Raw genomic sequence first — 18,133 nt, forward strand, 5'->3', positions numbered from 1 at the left:
TTGGCGGCATTGACCTTGATCTCTTCCGCGCTGACGGCGTTTTCTATGACCATGACAAGGTCCCCTTTTTAGCGTTTGTGGCCGGTGTCGAGACGGCGTTCCGTGTACATTGAATAGCGCGACATGCCGAAGCAGAACAGCCAGAAGATGAAGGCCGCGAACACCAGGCCGGACCTGGCCGTCTGCGGCGTTGCCCAGCTGGCGTCGGAGAAGTTCTGCTTGACGATGCCGAGGAGGTCGAACATCGAGATGACGATGACCAGGCTGGTGTCCTTGAACATGCCGATGAAGGTGTTGACGATGCCGGGAATGACCAGCTTCAGCGCCTGCGGCATGACGACCAGACCCATCTTCTGCCAGTAGCTGAGGCCGAGCGAATCGGCGCCCTCATACTGGCCTTTGGGGATCGCCTGCAGGCCGCCGCGCACCACTTCGGCCATGTAGGCGGCGGCAAACAGCGACACGCCGATCAGCGCGCGCAGGAACTTGTCGAAGCTGACGCCGGCCGGCAGGAACAGCGGTAGCATCACGCTGGCAAAGAACAGCACCGTAATCAGCGGGATGCCGCGTACCGTCTCGATGAAGATCACGCACAGCAGCTTGACGATCGGCATGTTCGAGCGCCGGCCGAGCGCCAGCACGATGCCGACCGGCAGCGACACAGCGATGCCCACGAAGGACAGGCTGAGTGTCACCAGCAGTCCACCCCAAAGCGGGGTTTCGACATAGGGCAGGCCGAACATGCCGCCGAGCAGCAGAACGAAGGCGACGACCGGCAGCGCAAAAAAGAGAAGAATGGCATTCAGCCCCTTGCGCGGTACGCGCGGAATGAGCAGCGGCACCAGCAGCGCCACGAACAGGATGGCGACCAGGATCGGGCGCCAACGCTCTTCCAGGGGATAGCGGCCGAACATGAACTGGCCGAACTTGGCGTTGACGAAGGCCCAGCAGGCGCCGGTCCAGCCGTCCGGCTGGATGCCGCCCTGCGCCACGGTGGCGCAGACCGTGCGGTCCGGTCCCGTCCACTGGGCGTTGATGAAAGCCCAATTGACGATCTGCGGCAGGATCATGGCAACCAGCACGATGCCGATGATGGTCAGGATGGTGTCGCCGGTCGACGCGATCAGATTCTTGCGGACCCAGGCGCCGAGGCCGCGCTCGCTCGACGGCGCCGCCTGCGCCAGCGCCATCTCCGTCCGCACCCAGGACATATCGTGCTCTTGCATGGCCTTATCTCTCCACCAGCGCCATCCTGGCGTTCACCACGTTCATGACCGCCGACGTGATCAGGCTGAGCGCCAGGTACACCGCCATCATGATCACCACGCCTTCGACTGCCTGCCCGGTCTGGTTCAAGACCGTGCCAGCCGTCGCCGTCAGGTCCGGATAGCCGATGGCGATGGCGAGCGAGGAATTCTTGGTCAGGTTGAGGTACTGGCTGGTCAGCGGCGGAATAACGATGCGCATCGCCTGCGGCACGACGACAAGTCTGAGGATCGATCCCGAACGCAGCCCGAGTGCAGCGGCCGCCTCGGTCTGGCCTGCGCTGACGCCCCTGATGCCGGCGCGCACGATCTCGGCGATAAAGGCGGCCGTATAGCAGGACAACGCCAGATAGAGTGACAGGAACTCGGGCCTGACCTGAAAGCCACCGACGAGATTGAAGGTCGACTGCTTTGGAAATTCAAAGCTCAGCGGAAAGCCGCTCAGCGCGTAGGCCAGCAGCGGCAGGCCGACGATCAACGCTATGGATGTCCAGAACACCGGGAATGGCTGCCCCGTCGCCATCTGCCGCTGTCGCGCCTTGCGGGCGACGAACCAGGCCATGGCGATGCCGAGGAGCAGTGCGACCAGGATCAGCCAGGATCCCTCGCCCCACATAGCGCGGGGAAAATAGAAGCCGCGCTGGTTGAGAAAGGAGCCGAACGGCAAATTGATGCTGTCGCGCGGCGGCGGCAGCACGGCGAGCACGCCGGAATACCAGAAGAAGATGACCAGCAGCGGTGGGATGTTGCGGAACACCTCGACATAAACGGTGCAGATCTTCCTGATCAGCCAGTTATGCGACAGCCGGCCTATGCCGACGATGAAACCGATGATGGTGGCGGTGATGATGCCGACGACAGCAACGATCACGGTGTTGATAAAGCCAACCAGGATGGCACGGAAATAGGTCGAATCCGATGAATAAGCGATGGCGCTTTCGCTGATGTCGAAGCCGGCGCGGCCCTTGAGAAAGCCGAAGCCGGAAGCGATGTGCAGCCGCGTCAAATTGGCGATGACGTTGTGGGTGACCCACCAGACACCCGCTACCAGCAGGACGAGGACCAGTGCTTGAAAGAATATGCCGCGGACGCGAGGATCATTGATGAAGGAACCGCGGCTTGGCTCCTCGCGAAGAATTTCCTGCGATGCCATTAAACCACCACCCTTCTGGCGACCATCCCCTGGAAAGAGAAACCGGAAGGCAGGAAGCTGCCTTCCGGATCACATTTCGATCAGCGGATCGGCGGAGCGTATTGCAGGCCACCCTTGGTCCACAACGCGTTGATGCCGCGCGCGATCTTCAGCGGGCTGCCCGAACCGACATTGCGTTCGAACATTTCGCCGTAGTTGCCAACTGCTTTGACGATGTTGACGACCCAGTCGTTGGAGACGCCGAGATCGGTGCCGATCTTGGTGTCGGCTTCCTGGCCGAGCACGCGCTTGATCTCAGGATTGTCCGAGTTCTTCATCTCGTCGACATTAGCCTGGGTGATGCCCAGTTCCTCGGCCTGCAACAGCGCAAAGTAGGTCCACTTGACGATGTGGTACCACTGGTCGTCACCCTGGCGCACGGCCGGGCCGAGCGGTTCCTTGGAGATGATCTCGGGCAGCACGACATGGTCGGCCGGCGCGCTGAGCGTCAGGCGGATGCCGTAGAGACCCGACTGGTCGGTGGTGTAGACGTCGCAGCGGCCGGCGTCATAGGCGGCGTTGACCTCATCCAGCTTTTCGAAGACGACGGGGTTGTATTCCATCTTGTTCGCCTTGAAGTAGTCGGCGAGATTGAGCTCGGTCGTGGTGCCGCTCTGCACGCAGACCGCCGCGCCCGAAAGCTGCAGCGCCGAATTGACGCCCGGCAGTTTCTTGGCGTTGATCATGAAGCCCTGACCGTCATAATAGGTGACGCCGACGAAGTTCAGGCCAAGTGCCGTATCGCGGTTGATGGTCCAGGTGGTGTTGCGCGACAGGATGTCGACCTCGCCCGACTGCAGCGCGGTGAACCGCTCCTTGGCGCTGAGCGGCGTGAATTTGACTTTGGTGCCATCGCCGAAGACGGCGGCCGCCACGGCGCGGCAGAAATCCACATCGATGCCTTTCCATTCACCCTTGTCGTCCGGCGCCGCGAAGCCAGCAAGACCTGTGTTGGTGCCGCACTGGATGAAGCCTTTCGCCTTGACGTCGTCGAGCGTGCTCGCGGATGCGGCCGAAGCCGCGAATCCAAACGCGGCGGCGCCCAAAACGCCGATTGCAATGTGTTTCATGACCCACAGACCCTTTTCTGTTTTTTCCAGGCGAACCTGACTTTTTCCCGTGTGAACGCAGCTTCGTATCCCGGCCCATTACCGGAATCCCGCATCGTAACCGACGCGCTGTCTCCCATTCACGAACAACATCGAAGGCGATTATTCCTGTGAGGTCAAGGGAAATGACCAAATCCGAAAGACTTTGAAAACCAACTGGCTGAAATGCCTGAATCGCAGACAAACGCGCCCGCAAATCGGTCAACGCGCCGATAAAGCCGGCAAAATCCGATCGCGCCTTCCCGACCGCGACTTCCCGACCGCGCCGGGCGCCCTGCGGATCTACGGCGCATTGCTGAATTGGCATATTCAAGACCTTTGCCTGGCGAGTGCGGTGCGGTTGCGCGGCCAATGCCGCCGCACTATGGCTAACGACCTACTCACGGGACGAAATGCAATGGCAAAAGACGGCAGCGAGATGGGCATCAACACGCGGCTCGCCCATTCCGGCAACAACCCGCATGACTATTTCGGCTTCGTCAACCCGCCGGTGGTGCATGCCTCGACCGTGCTTTATCCCAACGCGGCGGCGATGGCTTCACGCAGCCAGAAATACACCTACGGAACGCGGGGCACGCCGACCACCGATGCGCTGAACAGCGCGATCGATGCGCTGGAAGGCTCTGCGGGCACGGTCGCGGTTCCATCGGGCCTGGCGGCGGTGACGCTGCCGCTGCTCGCCTTCCTGTCGGCCGGCGATCATCTGCTGATCGTCGATTCCGTCTATCACCCGACCCGCAATTTCGCCGACACGATGCTGAAGCGGCTGGGCATCGAGGTCGAGTATTACGAACCGCGCATCGGCGCCGGCATCGCGGCGCTGATCAAGCCCAACACCAGGGTGGTGTTCACCGAATCGCCGGCCTCCAACACTTTCGAGGTGCAGGACATACCGGCCATCGCCAAGGCAGCGCATGCCGCCGGCGCCATCGTCATGATGGACAACACATGGGCGACGCCGCTCTACTTCCGCCCGCTCGACCATGGCGTCGACATCTCGATCCATGCGGCGACGAAATACCCGGCCGGCCATTCCGACGTGCTGCTCGGCACGGTCTCGGCCAACGCAGCCTGCTGGAAGCAGCTTTGCGAGACGTTCAACACGATGGGATGCTGCGCCGGGCCGGATGACGTCTACCAGGTGCTGCGCGGCCTGCGCACAATGGGCGTGCGGCTGGAGCACCATCAAAAGAGCGCGCTTGCCCTCGCCGGCTGGCTGGAGGGCCAGCCGGGCGTGGCGCAGGTGCTGCATCCGGGGCTGCCCAGCCATCCCGACCACGTTTTGTGGAAGCGCGATTTTTGCGGATCGAGCGGCATCTTCTCTATCGTCCTTGCAGGCGGCGGACAGAAGCAGCAGCACGCCTTCCTCGACGCGTTGAAGTTTTTCGGCCTCGGCTATTCCTGGGGCGGCTATGAGAGCCTTGCCGTGCCGGTATTCCTGGGCGACCGTACCGTCGCCAAGGGCCCGTATGACGGACCGCTGGTGCGCCTGCAGATCGGGCTCGAGGATGTCGAGGATTTGAAGGCCGACCTGGCGCGCGGGCTGGCGGCGGCCGCAGAGGCCTGAGCCAGCACCTTGCCAGACTGAGTCAGGAATCGGCGTAACAGCCTGGAAACACTGCGATCCTGAGCGGTGTCATGGCGACCGATCAGCCGATGAAGCGGCGTCTACAAAATAGAGACGCCGGCGTGGCGGAAGCGATAGAATAGCTTCTGCCGGCGCTTGATGCGGATCGAGGCTGGCCGGCGGATCGGTCGGGAACCTTTTGTCGGCCGATGCATCCAATATCCCGATGAGAAGCCTATCAGGAGATCGCCAATGCCGGCTGTGTTGACGGCAACGTCCGCCGCTTCCGGCGACATGCAGCTTGTCGGCCGCGCGCTGGCACGCGATGGCGATGCATTCCGCACCATCATCAAGACGCACAACCAGAGGCTCTACCGCATCGCCCGCGGCGTTGTGCGCAACGACAGCGAGGCCGAGGACATCGTCCAGGAGGCCTATGTCAGGGCGTTTGCCCACCTCGAGGCCTTTCGTGGCGATGCCTCGCTCGCCACGTGGCTGTCGCGTATCGTCATCAACGAAGCGCTCGGCCGCTTGCGCAAAAGGCGGCGAATGGTGGCGATACCTGAAAATCCGCAAGCCGAAATCATCCGGTTTCCCCTCAACCCGAGCGACGATCCGGAGCGGACGATGGCGCAACGGCAGATCCTTGAGCTTGTCGAACGGGCAACCGACAGTCTTCCCGATGTCTACCGGCTGGTGTTCGTGGCGCGAGTCATCGAGGGGCTGAGCATCGAGGAGACCGGCGAACTGCTTGGCGTGCGACCAGAAACCATCAAGACCCGGCTGCACCGCGCTCGTGCGCTGGTGCGCAAGGCGCTGGACGACCAGATCGGCCCGGTGCTGCTCGACGCGTTTCCGTTCGCGGGCCGGCGCTGTGAACGGCTGACCAATGCCGTGATGCAGCGGCTTGGTCTTTCCGGATAGGTCGCGTCGATTTTCGCGGGAACGTTTTCCGGCGACCTGCATCCAATGAGCATCACTGAAAACGAAGCCCGATGCAGCTCGGCGTCGGGGCGAAGGAGAGCATCATGTTTATTCGATCGACCACGGCACTGGCCGCATTTTTCCTGCTTAGCGCAGCGCCCTTGTCGCAAGCTGCCGACAAGCCGACCGATCCGCAGATCGCACATATCGCCTACACAGCGGGCGTGCTTGACGTCGAGGCGGCCAAGCAGGCGCTGCAGAAATCGAAAAACAAAGAGGTCGTAGATTTCGCCAAGGACATGGTGCGGGATCACGAGGCCGTCAACAAACAGGCTCTCGACCTGGTCAAGAAGCTCAAGGTCACGCCTGAGGACAATCCGACCAGCAAAGCGCTGACCAAGGCGGCGGCCGAGGAACGTGCCAAGCTTGCCAAGCTCAAGGGCGCGGCGTTCGACAAGGCCTATGTCGCCAGCGAGGTGGCCTACCACAAGCAGGTCAATGGCGCGCTCGAAACTCTGCTGATCCCGTCGGCCGGCAATGCCGAGCTGAAGAGCCTGCTGGAAACCGGCCTGAAAATATTCCAGGGCCACGAACAGCACGCCGAACACGTCGCCGGTATGCTGAAGTGAGGATCGGGCCAATGGTGTCGAGGCGGCATCTGTGGGTTGCGCTGGCGCTGACCATCGGCGCCGCACCTGCTAAGGCCGAAACCATTGAGGTGACGATCGACAAGGTTGTGTTTTCGCCCGGAAACATCGAGGCGAAGGTCGGCGACACGATCAAGTGGGTGAACAAGGACGTGTTCGCCCACACGGCAACCGTCAACGGCGGCTGGGAAGTGATGATCCCGCCGAAGCAGGCAGCAAGCCTGATGGTGAAGAAGGCCGAATCGGTCGATTATTTCTGCCGCTTCCATCCCAATATGAAGGGCCATGTGACGGTGACATCGCCCTGACTGGCTAATGCCTGTCGCGCAAAAGTGTGCAGCGGTTTTGCGATAACGACATGCATAAAACAAGAGCCTAAAGCGCGTCGCATGAGGCCGGTCGAACGCGACGTGCTTTTAGGCCGCCAGCCATGCCGTCCCGACAAGAAGCGTGACCAGCGTCAATGGCAGGCCAACCTTGAAGAAGGCGATGAAGCCCAGCGGCTTGCCGGAGACCCGCGCGTGCTCGGCAACGATCAGATTGGCGACCGAGCCGAGCAGCGTGAAATTGCCGGCCAGGGTCGAGCTCATGGCGACGACCAGCCAGGCACGCTCTGGATTCTCCAGGCCGGGTATGAACGGCCGCAGCGCCAGCACGGCCGGAACGTTGCTCATGATGTTGGACAGCACTGCGGTGAAGCCGGACAGCCGCCAGACATCATTCAGCCCAAGGTCCTTTGCCGAAGCGACGATGTCGGGCGTCAGCAATGTCTTTTCGGCACCGGCGACGACGATGAACAGCCCGGCGAACATGAACAGCAGCGGCCCGTCGATCTCGCGATAGATGCGCTCAGGCTTGATGGCGCGGGTCAGCAACAGAATCGCACCGCCAATCAGCGCCGCCTTGGCTACGGGAACGCCGGCAAAGAAAGCGACCGCCAAACCGATACAGACGACCACCGCCTTGAGCACCTGCCCCGGCAGCATGCGGCCGCGATAGACTTCGGGGCTGAGCTCGGCCTTGCGCGAAAATTCGGCGCGGTAGACGATGCGGATGATGACGATGACGGCGAAGAGGCCGAACGCCGCGACCGGTGCAAGTGCCGCCGAGAAGGCCGGATAGGAAATCCCCGACAGGGCGCCGATGACCATGTTCTGCGGATTGCCGGTGATGGTGGCGACACTGCCGCAATTCGAGGCCGTGGCGGTGGCGATCAGATAGGGAACCGGGTTGCGGTTGATGACGCGGGTGACATGGACGACGATCGGCGCCATGACCAGGCAGATGGCGTCGTTGACCAGGAATGCCGACAGGACGCCGGTCAACAGCGTCACCATCACCAGCAGCATGAATGGCGCATGCGCATGCTCAATGGCGAACCCGCCGAGCGCGCGAAAAGCGCCGGACACTTTCAGATGCGCCACGACGATCATCATGCCGAGCAAAAGCGTGATGGTGTCGAAGCTGATGGCGCGGTAGGCGTCCTCCATGCTGAGCGCGCCGATGGCGATCATCGCCGCACCGCCGAGCAGCGCGATGCCTGCCCGGTCGAGGCGCAGCCCTGGTATCGTGCCGATGGCGACGCCGGCATAGGTCAGGACCAGGATCAGCAATGCCGCCGCGCCCATCGCTGTCATGTGTTGGAAATCCTGTTCGCGACTGGCGAGTGAACCTGTCCGGAATGGACGCTGAAATATTGGCGATCCCGACAGGATTCGAACCTGTGACCATCGGCTTAGAAGGCCGGTGCTCTATCCAGCTGAGCTACGGGACCGCTGGCCGGCCGCATGACCGGCTGATTGTTGGCGCCGGCAGGGCCGGTATGAGATCAATGCGTCCAGGGCGTCCTGCGGTCATAGCGGAAATTCTCCGCATAGGAAATCTGGCGGCGTTTGATTTCCTTCGGCTCCTCGACGCGGAAAGACAGCCCTTCCTTCTCGGCATAGGCGACCGCCTCTTCCCTGGTGTCAAAGGTCAGCCTGATCTGGCTTCGCATGTCGCCGGACGTGGTGTAGCCCATCAGCGGATCGATCTTCTTGCGCTGCTCCGGATCGAATTCCAGCACCCAATAGCCGGTCTTGGCCTTGCCGGACTGCATCGCGGTTTTGGCTGGGCTGAAAATGCGGGCTGACATGACCACCTCATTGCTGGTTGCAAGCACACGACCTCGAAACCAGATTACTATTCTCTGGCCATGCACTAGCCCGTCATTACTGCGCAATGGCGCCGGCAGCAAGGCCGATGGCTTTTTACGCTTGCTTTGGCGGGCCGAAATCAATAGGCAACAGACCGTTCGGAGTGTAGCGCAGCCTGGTAGCGCATCTGGTTTGGGACCAGAGGGTCGGGAGTTCGAATCTCTCCACTCCGACCATTCATCAAGCAAATCTCGTCGGCAGCGCAAGCTGATCACGCTCGAGCGTGATCCGTCGCCGTATCATGCTCAGGCAACGGACGGACAGCACGAGCCTGCGCTGCCCGTCCGATATGGAAGATGTCAGCCCTGGATGAAGGCCAGCAGATCCGGATTGATGATCTCCGGATGGGTGGTGCACATGCCGTGCGGCAGGCCCTTGTAGATCTTGAGCGTGCCGTGCTTCACCAGCTTGGCCGCAAGCAGCGCGGAATCGGCGATCGGCACGATCTGGTCGTCGTCGCCATGCATGATCAGGACGGGAACCTCGATCTTTTTGAGATCGTCGGTGAAATCGGTCTCCGAGAATGCCTTGATGCAGTCGTAATGGGCCTTGGCTCCGCCCATCATGCCCTGGCGCCACCAATTGTCGACGGCGCCTTGCGAGATCTTGGCGCCGTCGCGGTTGAAGCCATAGAACGGGCCGGCCGGCACATCCCTGTAGAACTGGGCGCGATTAGCGGCCAGAGCCGCGCGAAAGCCGTCGAAGACTTCGATCGGCAAGCCGCCGGGGTTGCTGTCGGTCTTGACCATAATCGGCGGCACGGCGCCGATCAGCACCGCCTTGGCAACACGGCCTCCGCCGCCATAAAGCGCGACGTAACGCGCCACCTCGCCGCCACCGGTCGAGTGGCCGATGTGGATCGCATCCCTGAGATCGAGATGCGCCGCGAGCGCCGCAACATCGGCGGCGTAGGTGTCCATCTCATTGCCGGTCGCGGTCTGCGACGAGCGGCCGTGGCCGCGGCGGTCATGGGCGATGACGCGGTAGCCCTTTTCGACGAAGAACAGCATCTGGTTGTCCCAGTCGTCTGAGCTCAGCGGCCAGCCGTGATGGAACACGATCGGCTGGCCCTTGCCCCAATCCTTATAGAAAATCTCGGTGCCGTCATGGGTGGTGAATGTGCTCATCGTCCTACTCCTTGATGGAAAGCTGGGAGGTAACAGGGAAGCTTTTAGCCCCTTCAGCTGGACAAATTATAACAGTGCGGTCAGGGTGAGCATTGGCAAAACGGACATTCAACGTGGCAAAACTGACAAATGACGGCTGCGCGTGATCTGATCGAAATCGGCCTTGTCTTGTATCCCGGCGTGCAGGAAGCAGCCGTGCTCGGCCTGACCGATCTTTTCATGCTGGCAAACCGGCTGGCTGTCGAGCGGTCGCCGGAGGCGGCGAGGCTTCGCGTCAGCCATTGGCAATTGGACGCGGGCAATACCGTAATCCGCACCTTCGACAGCGACCCCGGCGCCGACAATGAACCGGCCATGGTCATCCTGCCGCCGACCCTGCTGCAGCCGATCCCTCGCGAGGCGGCCGCGCCCTATGCCGGCTGGCTCAGGGACCGTCATGCGGCAGGCGCGACGCTCGGTTCGGTCTGTGCCGGCGCCTTCGTGCTTGCCGAGACCGGCCTGTTGTCCGGTCGCGCCGCGACAACGCACTGGGCCTATCGCGACGCGCTGGCGCTACGCTTTCCAGACATCTTGCTCGACGCCGACAGGCTGGTCATCGACGATGGCGACATCATCACCGCGGGCGGCTACATGGCCTGGACCGACCTCGGCCTCAAGCTCGTGGACAGGGTGCTCGGGTCAACCGTCATGATGGACACGGCGCGTTTCATGCTGGTCGATCCGCCGGGCCGCGAGCAACGTTTTTACAGCCCGTTTGCGCCGCGATTGACCCATGACGACGAAGCGATCCTCAAGGTGCAGCATTGGCTGCAGGCGAACGGCGCGCGCGACGTGACGCTCGGCGCCATGGCCGAGCATGCGGGGCTGGAGGAGCGGACCTTTCTGCGACGCTTCCGAAACGCCACTGGCCTCAGGCCGACCGAATATTGTCAGCACCTGCGGGTCGGCAAGGCGCGCGAGATGCTGGAAACCACGATACGATCGATCGACCAGATCGCCTGGGAGGTCGGCTATGACGATCCCGGCTCCTTCCGCAAGGTATTCGCCAGGATAACCGGCCTGGTGCCCGGCGATTATCGCCGGCGCTTTGGCGTGGAATGAGCTGTGATTGCGGGTGGAGAGAGCTGAGGCCCGGCCGCCGCGCAATGGCGCTATCGATTCGATGCTGCCAAAGGCAAGCTCGCCGGGAAGAGAACCCCAACCACCCCATCTCCCGGCGAGCCTACTTACCTGATTGATACGCAATCAGGACCGGGATCAGCCGGCAAGCTCTTTGTTGCAAGACAGATGCCAGTCTTTCTTCTCGAAATGGGACACAGACGGGAATGAGCTCCCTGATGTTCACGCCGAGGCTTTTTGCCTGATGTGCCGGATCAGTCGAATTCCTGAAATTAGCAGCAATGCGCCTCCGACTTCCACGACCAGGATCACGGCCGAGCCCCAGGGAATAGCTGGCCAAAACTCCGAAAAGGCTTGCCTGAGCCAGGTGCTATGAGCAGGCTCCTCGCCGTAGGTCCTGAGCATCAAGTCCGCGTAATCGAAGATCTCTTGGACCACGATCGCCGACCAGAACAGCGATGAGACAAGCCATATCAGTGCGATTCGTCTGACGATCGGGCTCATTCCAATACCTACTGTCAAAAAGATCGACTTGATTAGCACACCCGCCAAACGAGATCATCCCGCTATATCTCGAACTCGCCCTGCCCTTCATCCATGGCGCTGACCGTCTCGGCTGCGAGCGCTCGCGTTATCGGCGTCTTGCGCTCGAGCGCGGTGCGGTCGAGCCGTTCGACCACCCGCATGGCGGTGGCCAGCGAGCGTTCGATGCGGCGCACCAGGTATTGCACGACATGCGGCTCGACCTCGACCTGGCGGTCGGCGAACAGTTTTGTGATGACGCCGGCCAGCAAGAGATCGTCGGGCTCGTGGATCTCGACGGTAGCCGCCGCCTTGAGCCGCGACGCCAGGTCGGGCAGCCTGACGCCCCAGGCGGAGGGAAAGCGGCGCGCCGTCAACAGTAAGGTCGAGCCGGCGCCGCGCACCGCATTGATCAGGTGGAACAGGCCGTGCTCGTCGACCGGGCCGGCGTCGACATCGTCGATCAGGGCCGGATGCGCGCCGAGATTTTCGATACAGTCGCCGATGCGGGCGGCCTCCACTTTCACCGCGTCGGCGCGGGTCCGCCAGATCGAGGCCAGATGGGTTTTTCCCGAGCCGGCCGGCCCAGCCAGCACGACAACCGGCGACGGCCAGTCCGGCCAGCGGTCGACAAGCGCCGCGGCCTGGCTGTTGGTGGCGGAGACGACGAGCTCGTCACGCGAATAGCCGGTGCCGTGGCCTAGATCGAGCGGCAATTGGCGCGGCGGATCGATCTTGTTGTCCGGCATCTGGCTCAACCGCGCGCGCCCCCGCGGCGCCGAACCGGCAGCGGCGGCACCGGCTCGTCGGCATGGCCCTTGTAGAGCGGCGATTCGAGATAGCGCGCGATGGCGAAACGCACCAGAACGGCAACGGCGGCGGAAGCCGGAACGGCGATCAGCAGGCCGACGAAGCCGAACAGCGCGCCGAAGGCAAACAGCGCAAACATCAGCCATACCGGATGCAGGCCGACGCTTTTGCCGACTAACCGCGGCTGCAGGATGTTGCCCTCGATGAACTGGCCGACGAAGAACACGCCTGCCACTGCCGCGATCATGGTCCAGTCCGGCCAGAACTGGACGAAGGCAACGCCGACAGCCAGCACCAGCCCGGTCAGCGAGCCGACATAGGGGATGAACGAGATCAGCCCGGCGAACAGGCCGATGAGGATGCCGAAATTCAGGCCCGTCAGCGTCAGGCCGGTGGCATACATGGCGCCGAGCACCAGGCAGAGCGTACCCTGGCCGCGCACGAAGCCGGCGGTCGCGGTGTTGATGTCCCTGGCGATCGCCCGGACCGTCTTGACATAGTCGCGCGGCACCCAGCCGTCGACGATTGCCACCATGCGGTCCCAGTCGAGCAGCATGTAGAAGGCGACGACCGGCGTCACCACGAACAGGCTGACAACCGAGACCAGCGCCACGCCGGAGCTCCAGATCGAGGTGAAGACCGTAGTCAGGAGACCGAAGCCGGAGGTCAGCAGCGAGTTCAGCCCTTCGCGCAGGCCATTGGCGTCGACGCCGAATTTCTCTTCCAGCCATTTCGGGTCGAAACTGGTGATCAGGCTCTGCAGCCGGGTCAGATAGTCCGGCAGCTTGCTGGCGAAATCAGCCATCTGCGAGGCGAGCACCGGAACCAGGATGACGACGGCCAGCACCAGGACGACGATAAAGGCGATGAGGATGACCACCGTCGCCATCAGCCTGGACAGGCCGAGCCGCTCCAGCCGGTCAGCGACAGGGTCGAGGAAATAGGCGAGCACCATGCCGGCGACGAAGGGCAGAAGGATGCCGCTGAAGACATAGAGGAAGACGGCGAGGATGATGGCGCTGACCAGCCAGAAGCGGATCTGGCGCCGAAACGACGCCGATGCCGCAGCCTCCGCTGCCGCGGCTTCGGCCTCGGCGTCGATCGACCGTTCGTCGGGTGCCTGGTGTTCAGGTGCCCCGCGTTCAGGTGCCGGGTGTGGAGCCTTCGCCATAGCCGCTCATATGCCTCAGCCAAGCCACGAGATAGGCCGCGGCCGAAGCCACGGTCAAGACCCCGGACAGCAATATGAGGGCCGGCCTCAGCGGATCGAGACGGATGTCAAAGGCGAGTTCGCCCAACACCACTGCCGCCAGCACGATCTGGATCGCGGTGTTGGCCTTCGACACCAGGAGCGGCTTCATCTCAACCGGATGCGCCATGACGGTGGACAAAAGCACGGCGCAGACGATCAGCGCGTCGCGCGACACCATGGTGATGACCAGCCATAGCGGCAACTCGCCGCTGATGCCCATGACCACGAAGACGGAGACCAGCAGCAGCTTGTCGGCCATCGGGTCGAGATAGGCGCCGAGCCTGGAAAACTGATTGAAATGGCGGGCGATGAAGCCGTCGACGCCGTCGGAAATGCCGGCAATGAGGAAGCCGGCAAAGGCCCAGTCCCAGCGTTCCTGCAGCATGGCCAGCACCACGGCCGGCACCAGCACGAAGCGCATGATCGTGATCATGTTGGGGATGGTCAAACGCATTATCCCGTCGCTCTTGTTTGTCGATACATGATGGAGATGGAGGGTCACGGCAAGTGAGAAGCGACAAAAGTTGGGCCGTGCACGGGTTTGTCGAGAGCGCACTGGCCGCGAAGCTATTTTGGAACAAGCGGCGCAGTGGCTGGACTCTTCGGCAACCATCAAGGCACCATGGCGCAACAAAGAGGGAGTGGAACCTTGTCTTTGGCCGTTGGCGAAGCGCGTAAGTATCTCGATACGTTCATGATGGGACATGGCTTTCGCCGCATCCGGAAAGGCGTCTTCGAAGTCGACCGGAGCGACGATATCAGCCTGATTCTCGAAGAAGCCTTTACTGCAAGCTCTGGCGATGTTCATGTGAACATGCTCGTTTACCTGGACTTTCTTACCGTCAGGCCGTTGCTTGAAAGGCTGTACGGCAAAAAATGGATCTGGCCCGGACTGTCGCAGTTTCATCCCGAAACGATATTTAACAATGAGCTGAAAGCTTATGCTCGTTACTTCGAGAACCTTGACCAGATGAGCATAGATAGGTTGCTGGGGAAATATGTCGAGCTGGCGCGACGGATCAGGGCTCAGAATCCGGACCTCGCCAGTTACGTCGCCGGACATAGCGAGCTGCTCGACAAACCTTACGAATTCACACAGCCCTTCGCAGTTCGGATCCTCGCGCTGATTGCCTGCGAAATCGAACTTGGGCACTACGAGCGGGTGAGGCAGGCTGTGCACTGGATTCGAACGAACAATAGCGGAATAGCGCTGAGCGGCTACGCCAAGGCACAACTCGACCGCGTCGACATGGTTCTGGCGGAACGAGAGGGGCGTCCATAAGGGCGGCAGTGTCCACTCTTTTGTCGAGCCAAGACCGTCTGATCCCGCCGTCATCCTTGCGAGGTGCGGCCGTTCATGCGAAGAGCCCGCAAGCGAATGAAACCAGCGACAGGCAAGCGCAACAGATGAGCAGGCGCCGGAAATGAGCAAGCGCAAGAACGGGCTCACCTATGCCGAAGCGGGCGTCGACATCGATGCCGGCAATCTCATGGTCGAGAAGATCAAGCCGCTGGTGCGCGCGACCCGCCGGCCGGGCGCCGATGGCGAGATCGGCGGCTTCGGCGGCCTGTTCGACCTAAAGGCCGCCGGCTTCACCGATCCGGTGCTGGTCGCCGCCAATGACGGCGTCGGCACCAAGCTGAAGATCGCCATCGACGCCGGCAAGCACGATACGATCGGCATCGACCTCGTCGCCATGTGCGTCAACGACATCGTCGTGCAGGGCGCCGAACCGCTGTTCTTCCTCGACTATTTCGCCACCGGCAAGCTCGATCCCGACCAGGGTGCTTCGATCGTCGGCGGCATTGCCGCCGGCTGCCGGCAGGCCGGTTGCGCGCTGATCGGCGGCGAGACGGCGGAAATGCCGGGCATGTATCACGACAAGGACTACGACCTTGCCGGCTTTGCCGTCGGTGCCGCCGAACGCGGCCAGCTGCTGCCGACCGACGACATCGTCGAGGGCGACGTGCTGCTCGGCCTTGCCTCGTCGGGCCTGCATTCGAACGGCTTTTCGCTGGTCCGCCGCATCGTCGCGGTAAGCGGCCTTGGCTGGGGCGATCCGGCGCCGTTCAATGACGAGGCGACACTGGCCGAGGCGCTGCTCGAGCCGACGCGCATCTACGTCAAGTCGATCCTCAAGGCGATCCGCAACACGCATGGCATAAAGGCGCTGGCCCATATCACCGGCGGCGGCTTTCCAGAAAACATCCCGCGCGTTCTGCCCAAGGATTTTTCGGCCGAGCTCGATCTTGGCGCCATCGAAGTGCCGCCGGTGTTTTCGTGGCTGGCCAAGACCGGCGGCGTCGCGCCGGAAGAGATGATGCGCACCTTCAATTGCGGCATCGGCATGATCCTGGTCGTCGCCTCCGGCCAGGCGGCGCAGGTCGCCGCCGTTCTGCAGGAGGCCGGCGAGACGGTGACGCCGATCGGCCAGATCGTGCCGCGCCGCGATGCCGGCGTCATCTATCGGGGCTCGATCGGCCTATGACCAGAAAACGCACCGTAGTGCTTATTTCGGGGCGCGGCTCCAACATGACGGCGCTGATCGCGGCCGCCGGCAGCCCGGCCTATCCGGCCGAGATCGTCGGCGTCATCTCCGATCGCGCCAATGCCGCCGGCCTCGGCATCGCCGCGGCTCGCGGCATCGCCACTAAGGTGATTTCGCGCTCCGACTATGCCAGCAAGGAAGCGCATGACGGGGCGATCGATGCGGCCCTCTTGTCGTTCGGCGCCGAAATCGTCGCGCTGGCCGGCTATATGCGCATCCTCGGCGCGCGTTTCGTCGAGAAGTGGCAGGGCCGGATGGTCAATATCCACCCTGCCCTGCTGCCTGCCTTCAAGGGGCTGGATACGCACGCGCGAGCCATCCGCGCAGGCATGCGCATCCATGGCTGCACAGTGCATTTCGTCACGCTCGACATGGATGACGGGCCGATCATCGCCCAGGCCGCAGTGCCGGTGATGGTCGGCGACAATGAGGACACGCTGGCCGCGCGCGTGCTCAAGGCCGAGCACCAGCTCTATCCGCTGGCGCTGGGCCTGGTCGCCGAAGGCAAGGCGCGGATGGAAGGCGGCCGCACGGTGTTTTCGCGCTTCGCCGACGATGCCGACAACGCCACGTCGGTGGTGATCGCGCCCGACCCGCTGCGTGAAGAGACCGATCTTGAGCACCTGGCGCGGATAACGCCGTGATTGCTTTTCAATCGGCTGGGTCGTGAACCCCACAAATTAGCCGTGCGGTGGGCTGCGAAAGCCTGCTGTGTCTCGATAGCGGCCAGATTTTCGGCAGCACAGCGCAAGGACGCGATGTGCCAAAGGCAGACGCCAGTGATATTGATTTCGGGTATAACGAGGTATGACGTCCGTGCCCGAAACGACAGACTATGACACCATCGCCGGGCGTTACTCGGCGATGATCGATGAGCGGCCCTGGAATGCTCTCTACGAGCGCCCGACGACCTTGCATCTCCTGCCACCGGTCGACAATATCGATGTTCTTGATGCCGGTTGCGGTCACGGCTGGTACGCCGATTGGCTGATGTGCCACGGTGCTCGCGTGGTTGCTGTCGACCGTAGCGCCGCAATGGTTGCTCTCGCGCAAAAGCGCGTCGCAGGTCGCGCCCGCGTGATCCAGGGCGACGTGAGCAATCTGCAAGGTATCCTCGGCGACGAGACTTTTGACCTCGTGCTATCTTCGCTCGTCCTCCATTACCTAGCGGACCTACCAGCCGTTTTTTCTGAATATGCGCGGCTGCTTCGACCAACTGGCACGCTGGTATTTTCGACGCATCACCCAGTTCACGATCAAGTCAGCATTCTCGATCCTGGATATTTGAATGCCGAACTGATCGAGGAGGAATGGGGATGGCTCGGGCAGAATGCGCTACTATCGAAGGCCGCTACGCGATCTGACTGACCCTCTTGCGGATGCTGGATTTGTCATTGAGCGGATGTGCGAGCCGACGCCAAGTGAGGAACTGAGACTGAAGGACCCAAAGGGATATGATCGACTTTGCCGCCTCCCGGCGTTCATTTTCGTGCGCGCCCGGAAGGGCAGCTCATAGACGATGCGACGTCGCCGACAGCACAGGTAAGTCATAGGAGACAGCTTGATGGCGACCGTCGAAAAAGTCAGCGAGGTGCTACCCGAATGCGGGCTTGGCCAGCCCTTGCGCATAGCCGAAGCGGAGCGATTACGGAAAGCCTGGGCGGAGGGGCTGGAGAGTGGTCCGTCCGCCCCGTTCGACATCGAGGATATAAAACAAAAAGCCCGCAGCAGGTTCGGCAACGCCATCAAAAACCAGCGGAATGGCTGACATCCGGATCGTTGACGGCAAATTATCTCGTGCTTTATTGACTGGCCGAACAATGCGTCGAGATTGTCCGCGTCGTGCATGGCGCAC

The 18,133-nt window shown here is 62.2% G+C and carries 20 protein-coding genes and 2 tRNA genes; 11 read left to right on the forward strand and 11 right to left on the reverse strand.

The annotated features are described in order from the left end of the window. Positions 1–68: 68 nt before the first annotated feature. From NKH91_RS27035 to NKH91_RS27045, 3 genes are all read right to left on the reverse strand, one after another. Positions 69–1,226 carry an amino acid ABC transporter permease gene (locus tag NKH91_RS27035; protein ID WP_023719747.1) on the reverse strand — a complete coding sequence of 386 codons (1,158 nt, stop codon included), beginning with the start codon at positions 1,224–1,226 and terminating at the stop codon, positions 69–71. Positions 1,227–1,230: 4 nt separating this feature from the next. Further along, positions 1,231–2,418, reverse strand: coding sequence for an amino acid ABC transporter permease (locus tag NKH91_RS27040; protein WP_023719748.1), 1,188 nt, complete (start codon positions 2,416–2,418; stop codon positions 1,231–1,233). Between the two features lie 80 nt (positions 2,419–2,498). Continuing rightward, complete coding sequence (locus tag NKH91_RS27045) at positions 2,499–3,527, reverse strand: amino acid ABC transporter substrate-binding protein (protein WP_023719749.1); 1,029 nt, start codon at positions 3,525–3,527, stop codon at positions 2,499–2,501. A 436-nt stretch (positions 3,528–3,963) separates the two neighbouring features. Here NKH91_RS27045 and NKH91_RS27050 point away from each other — a divergent pair, with 436 nt between their 5' ends. The 4 genes from NKH91_RS27050 to NKH91_RS27065 all read left to right on the forward strand — a co-directional run bounded on the left by NKH91_RS27050 (position 3,964) and on the right by NKH91_RS27065 (position 7,012). Continuing rightward, positions 3,964–5,133: a cystathionine beta-lyase gene (locus NKH91_RS27050; protein WP_352481770.1), complete on the forward strand. Its 1,170-nt coding sequence runs from the start codon at positions 3,964–3,966 to the stop codon at positions 5,131–5,133. Positions 5,134–5,385: 252 nt separating this feature from the next. Then, on the forward strand, positions 5,386–6,057 hold the full coding sequence (locus tag NKH91_RS27055; RefSeq protein WP_023719752.1) for an RNA polymerase sigma factor: 672 nt from the start codon (positions 5,386–5,388) through the stop codon (positions 6,055–6,057). Between the two features lie 104 nt (positions 6,058–6,161). Continuing rightward, positions 6,162–6,686: a DUF4142 domain-containing protein gene (locus NKH91_RS27060; RefSeq protein ID WP_023719753.1), complete on the forward strand. Its 525-nt coding sequence runs from the start codon at positions 6,162–6,164 to the stop codon at positions 6,684–6,686. 11 nt (positions 6,687–6,697) lie between these two features. Beyond that, positions 6,698–7,012 (forward strand): cupredoxin domain-containing protein, encoded by a 315-nt coding sequence (locus NKH91_RS27065; protein ID WP_352481771.1) that lies wholly within the window; start codon positions 6,698–6,700, stop codon positions 7,010–7,012. 108 nt (positions 7,013–7,120) lie between these two features. Here the strand turns inward: NKH91_RS27065 and NKH91_RS27070 are convergent, their stop codons facing one another. The 3 genes from NKH91_RS27070 to NKH91_RS27080 all read right to left on the reverse strand — a co-directional run bounded on the left by NKH91_RS27070 (position 7,121) and on the right by NKH91_RS27080 (position 8,838). Next, positions 7,121–8,341: an anion transporter gene (locus NKH91_RS27070; RefSeq protein WP_352495570.1), complete on the reverse strand. Its 1,221-nt coding sequence runs from the start codon at positions 8,339–8,341 to the stop codon at positions 7,121–7,123. A 60-nt stretch (positions 8,342–8,401) separates the two neighbouring features. Then, positions 8,402–8,478 (reverse strand) — tRNA-Arg (locus NKH91_RS27075). A gap of 54 nt (positions 8,479–8,532) precedes the next feature. Next, positions 8,533–8,838 (reverse strand): ETC complex I subunit, encoded by a 306-nt coding sequence (locus NKH91_RS27080; protein WP_352515784.1) that lies wholly within the window; start codon positions 8,836–8,838, stop codon positions 8,533–8,535. Positions 8,839–8,998: 160 nt separating this feature from the next. On the opposite strand from NKH91_RS27080, the gene NKH91_RS27085 reads away from it, so the two are divergent. Continuing rightward, positions 8,999–9,075, forward strand: a tRNA-Pro gene (locus NKH91_RS27085). Positions 9,076–9,198: 123 nt separating this feature from the next. On the opposite strand, the gene NKH91_RS27090 is transcribed toward NKH91_RS27085, so the two are convergent. Continuing rightward, the gene (locus NKH91_RS27090; RefSeq protein ID WP_352495572.1) at positions 9,199–10,026 is read right to left on the reverse strand and encodes an alpha/beta fold hydrolase; all 828 of its coding nucleotides are present in this window, start codon (positions 10,024–10,026) and stop codon (positions 9,199–9,201) included. A 129-nt stretch (positions 10,027–10,155) separates the two neighbouring features. Here NKH91_RS27090 and NKH91_RS27095 point away from each other — a divergent pair, with 129 nt between their 5' ends. Then, positions 10,156–11,127, forward strand: a complete 972-nt coding sequence (locus NKH91_RS27095; RefSeq protein WP_352495573.1) for a GlxA family transcriptional regulator — start codon at positions 10,156–10,158, stop codon at positions 11,125–11,127. A gap of 240 nt (positions 11,128–11,367) precedes the next feature. On the opposite strand, the gene NKH91_RS27100 is transcribed toward NKH91_RS27095, so the two are convergent. The 4 genes from NKH91_RS27100 to NKH91_RS27115 form a co-directional block, all read right to left on the reverse strand. Continuing rightward, complete coding sequence (locus NKH91_RS27100) at positions 11,368–11,649, reverse strand: hypothetical protein (protein WP_352495574.1); 282 nt, start codon at positions 11,647–11,649, stop codon at positions 11,368–11,370. Positions 11,650–11,711: 62 nt separating this feature from the next. Further along, positions 11,712–12,416 (reverse strand): DnaA regulatory inactivator HdaA, encoded by a 705-nt coding sequence (hdaA, locus tag NKH91_RS27105; RefSeq protein WP_023719758.1) that lies wholly within the window; start codon positions 12,414–12,416, stop codon positions 11,712–11,714. Positions 12,417–12,421: 5 nt separating this feature from the next. After that, positions 12,422–13,648: an AI-2E family transporter gene (locus NKH91_RS27110; RefSeq protein ID WP_352481773.1), complete on the reverse strand. Its 1,227-nt coding sequence runs from the start codon at positions 13,646–13,648 to the stop codon at positions 12,422–12,424. Then, positions 13,620–14,177 carry a CDP-alcohol phosphatidyltransferase family protein gene (locus tag NKH91_RS27115; protein ID WP_023719760.1) on the reverse strand — a complete coding sequence of 186 codons (558 nt, stop codon included), beginning with the start codon at positions 14,175–14,177 and terminating at the stop codon, positions 13,620–13,622. Before NKH91_RS27115 ends, NKH91_RS27110 begins: the two co-directional genes overlap by 29 nt. Positions 14,178–14,318: 141 nt before the next feature. On the opposite strand from NKH91_RS27115, the gene NKH91_RS27120 reads away from it, so the two are divergent. The 5 genes from NKH91_RS27120 to NKH91_RS27140 all read left to right on the forward strand — a co-directional run bounded on the left by NKH91_RS27120 (position 14,319) and on the right by NKH91_RS27140 (position 18,046). Beyond that, positions 14,319–15,011: a hypothetical protein gene (locus NKH91_RS27120; RefSeq protein ID WP_352495575.1), complete on the forward strand. Its 693-nt coding sequence runs from the start codon at positions 14,319–14,321 to the stop codon at positions 15,009–15,011. Positions 15,012–15,153: 142 nt separating this feature from the next. Continuing rightward, a complete protein-coding gene (gene purM / locus NKH91_RS27125) occupies positions 15,154–16,218 on the forward strand; it encodes a phosphoribosylformylglycinamidine cyclo-ligase (RefSeq protein ID WP_352472623.1) in 1,065 nt (354 codons plus the stop codon). Next, on the forward strand, positions 16,215–16,922 hold the full coding sequence (gene purN / locus NKH91_RS27130; protein ID WP_023719764.1) for a phosphoribosylglycinamide formyltransferase: 708 nt from the start codon (positions 16,215–16,217) through the stop codon (positions 16,920–16,922). The genes purM and purN overlap by 4 nt, the downstream gene beginning before the upstream one ends. Positions 16,923–17,094: 172 nt before the next feature. Continuing rightward, on the forward strand, positions 17,095–17,646 hold the full coding sequence (locus NKH91_RS27135) for a class I SAM-dependent methyltransferase (protein WP_352495576.1): 552 nt from the start codon (positions 17,095–17,097) through the stop codon (positions 17,644–17,646). A 196-nt stretch (positions 17,647–17,842) separates the two neighbouring features. Continuing rightward, positions 17,843–18,046, forward strand: coding sequence for a hypothetical protein (locus tag NKH91_RS27140; RefSeq protein ID WP_352495577.1), 204 nt, complete (start codon positions 17,843–17,845; stop codon positions 18,044–18,046). The last annotated feature ends 87 nt before the right edge of the window (positions 18,047–18,133 follow it).

Source organism: Mesorhizobium sp. M0894 (genome assembly GCF_040319725.1).
Classification (GTDB): domain Bacteria; phylum Pseudomonadota; class Alphaproteobacteria; order Rhizobiales; family Rhizobiaceae; genus Mesorhizobium.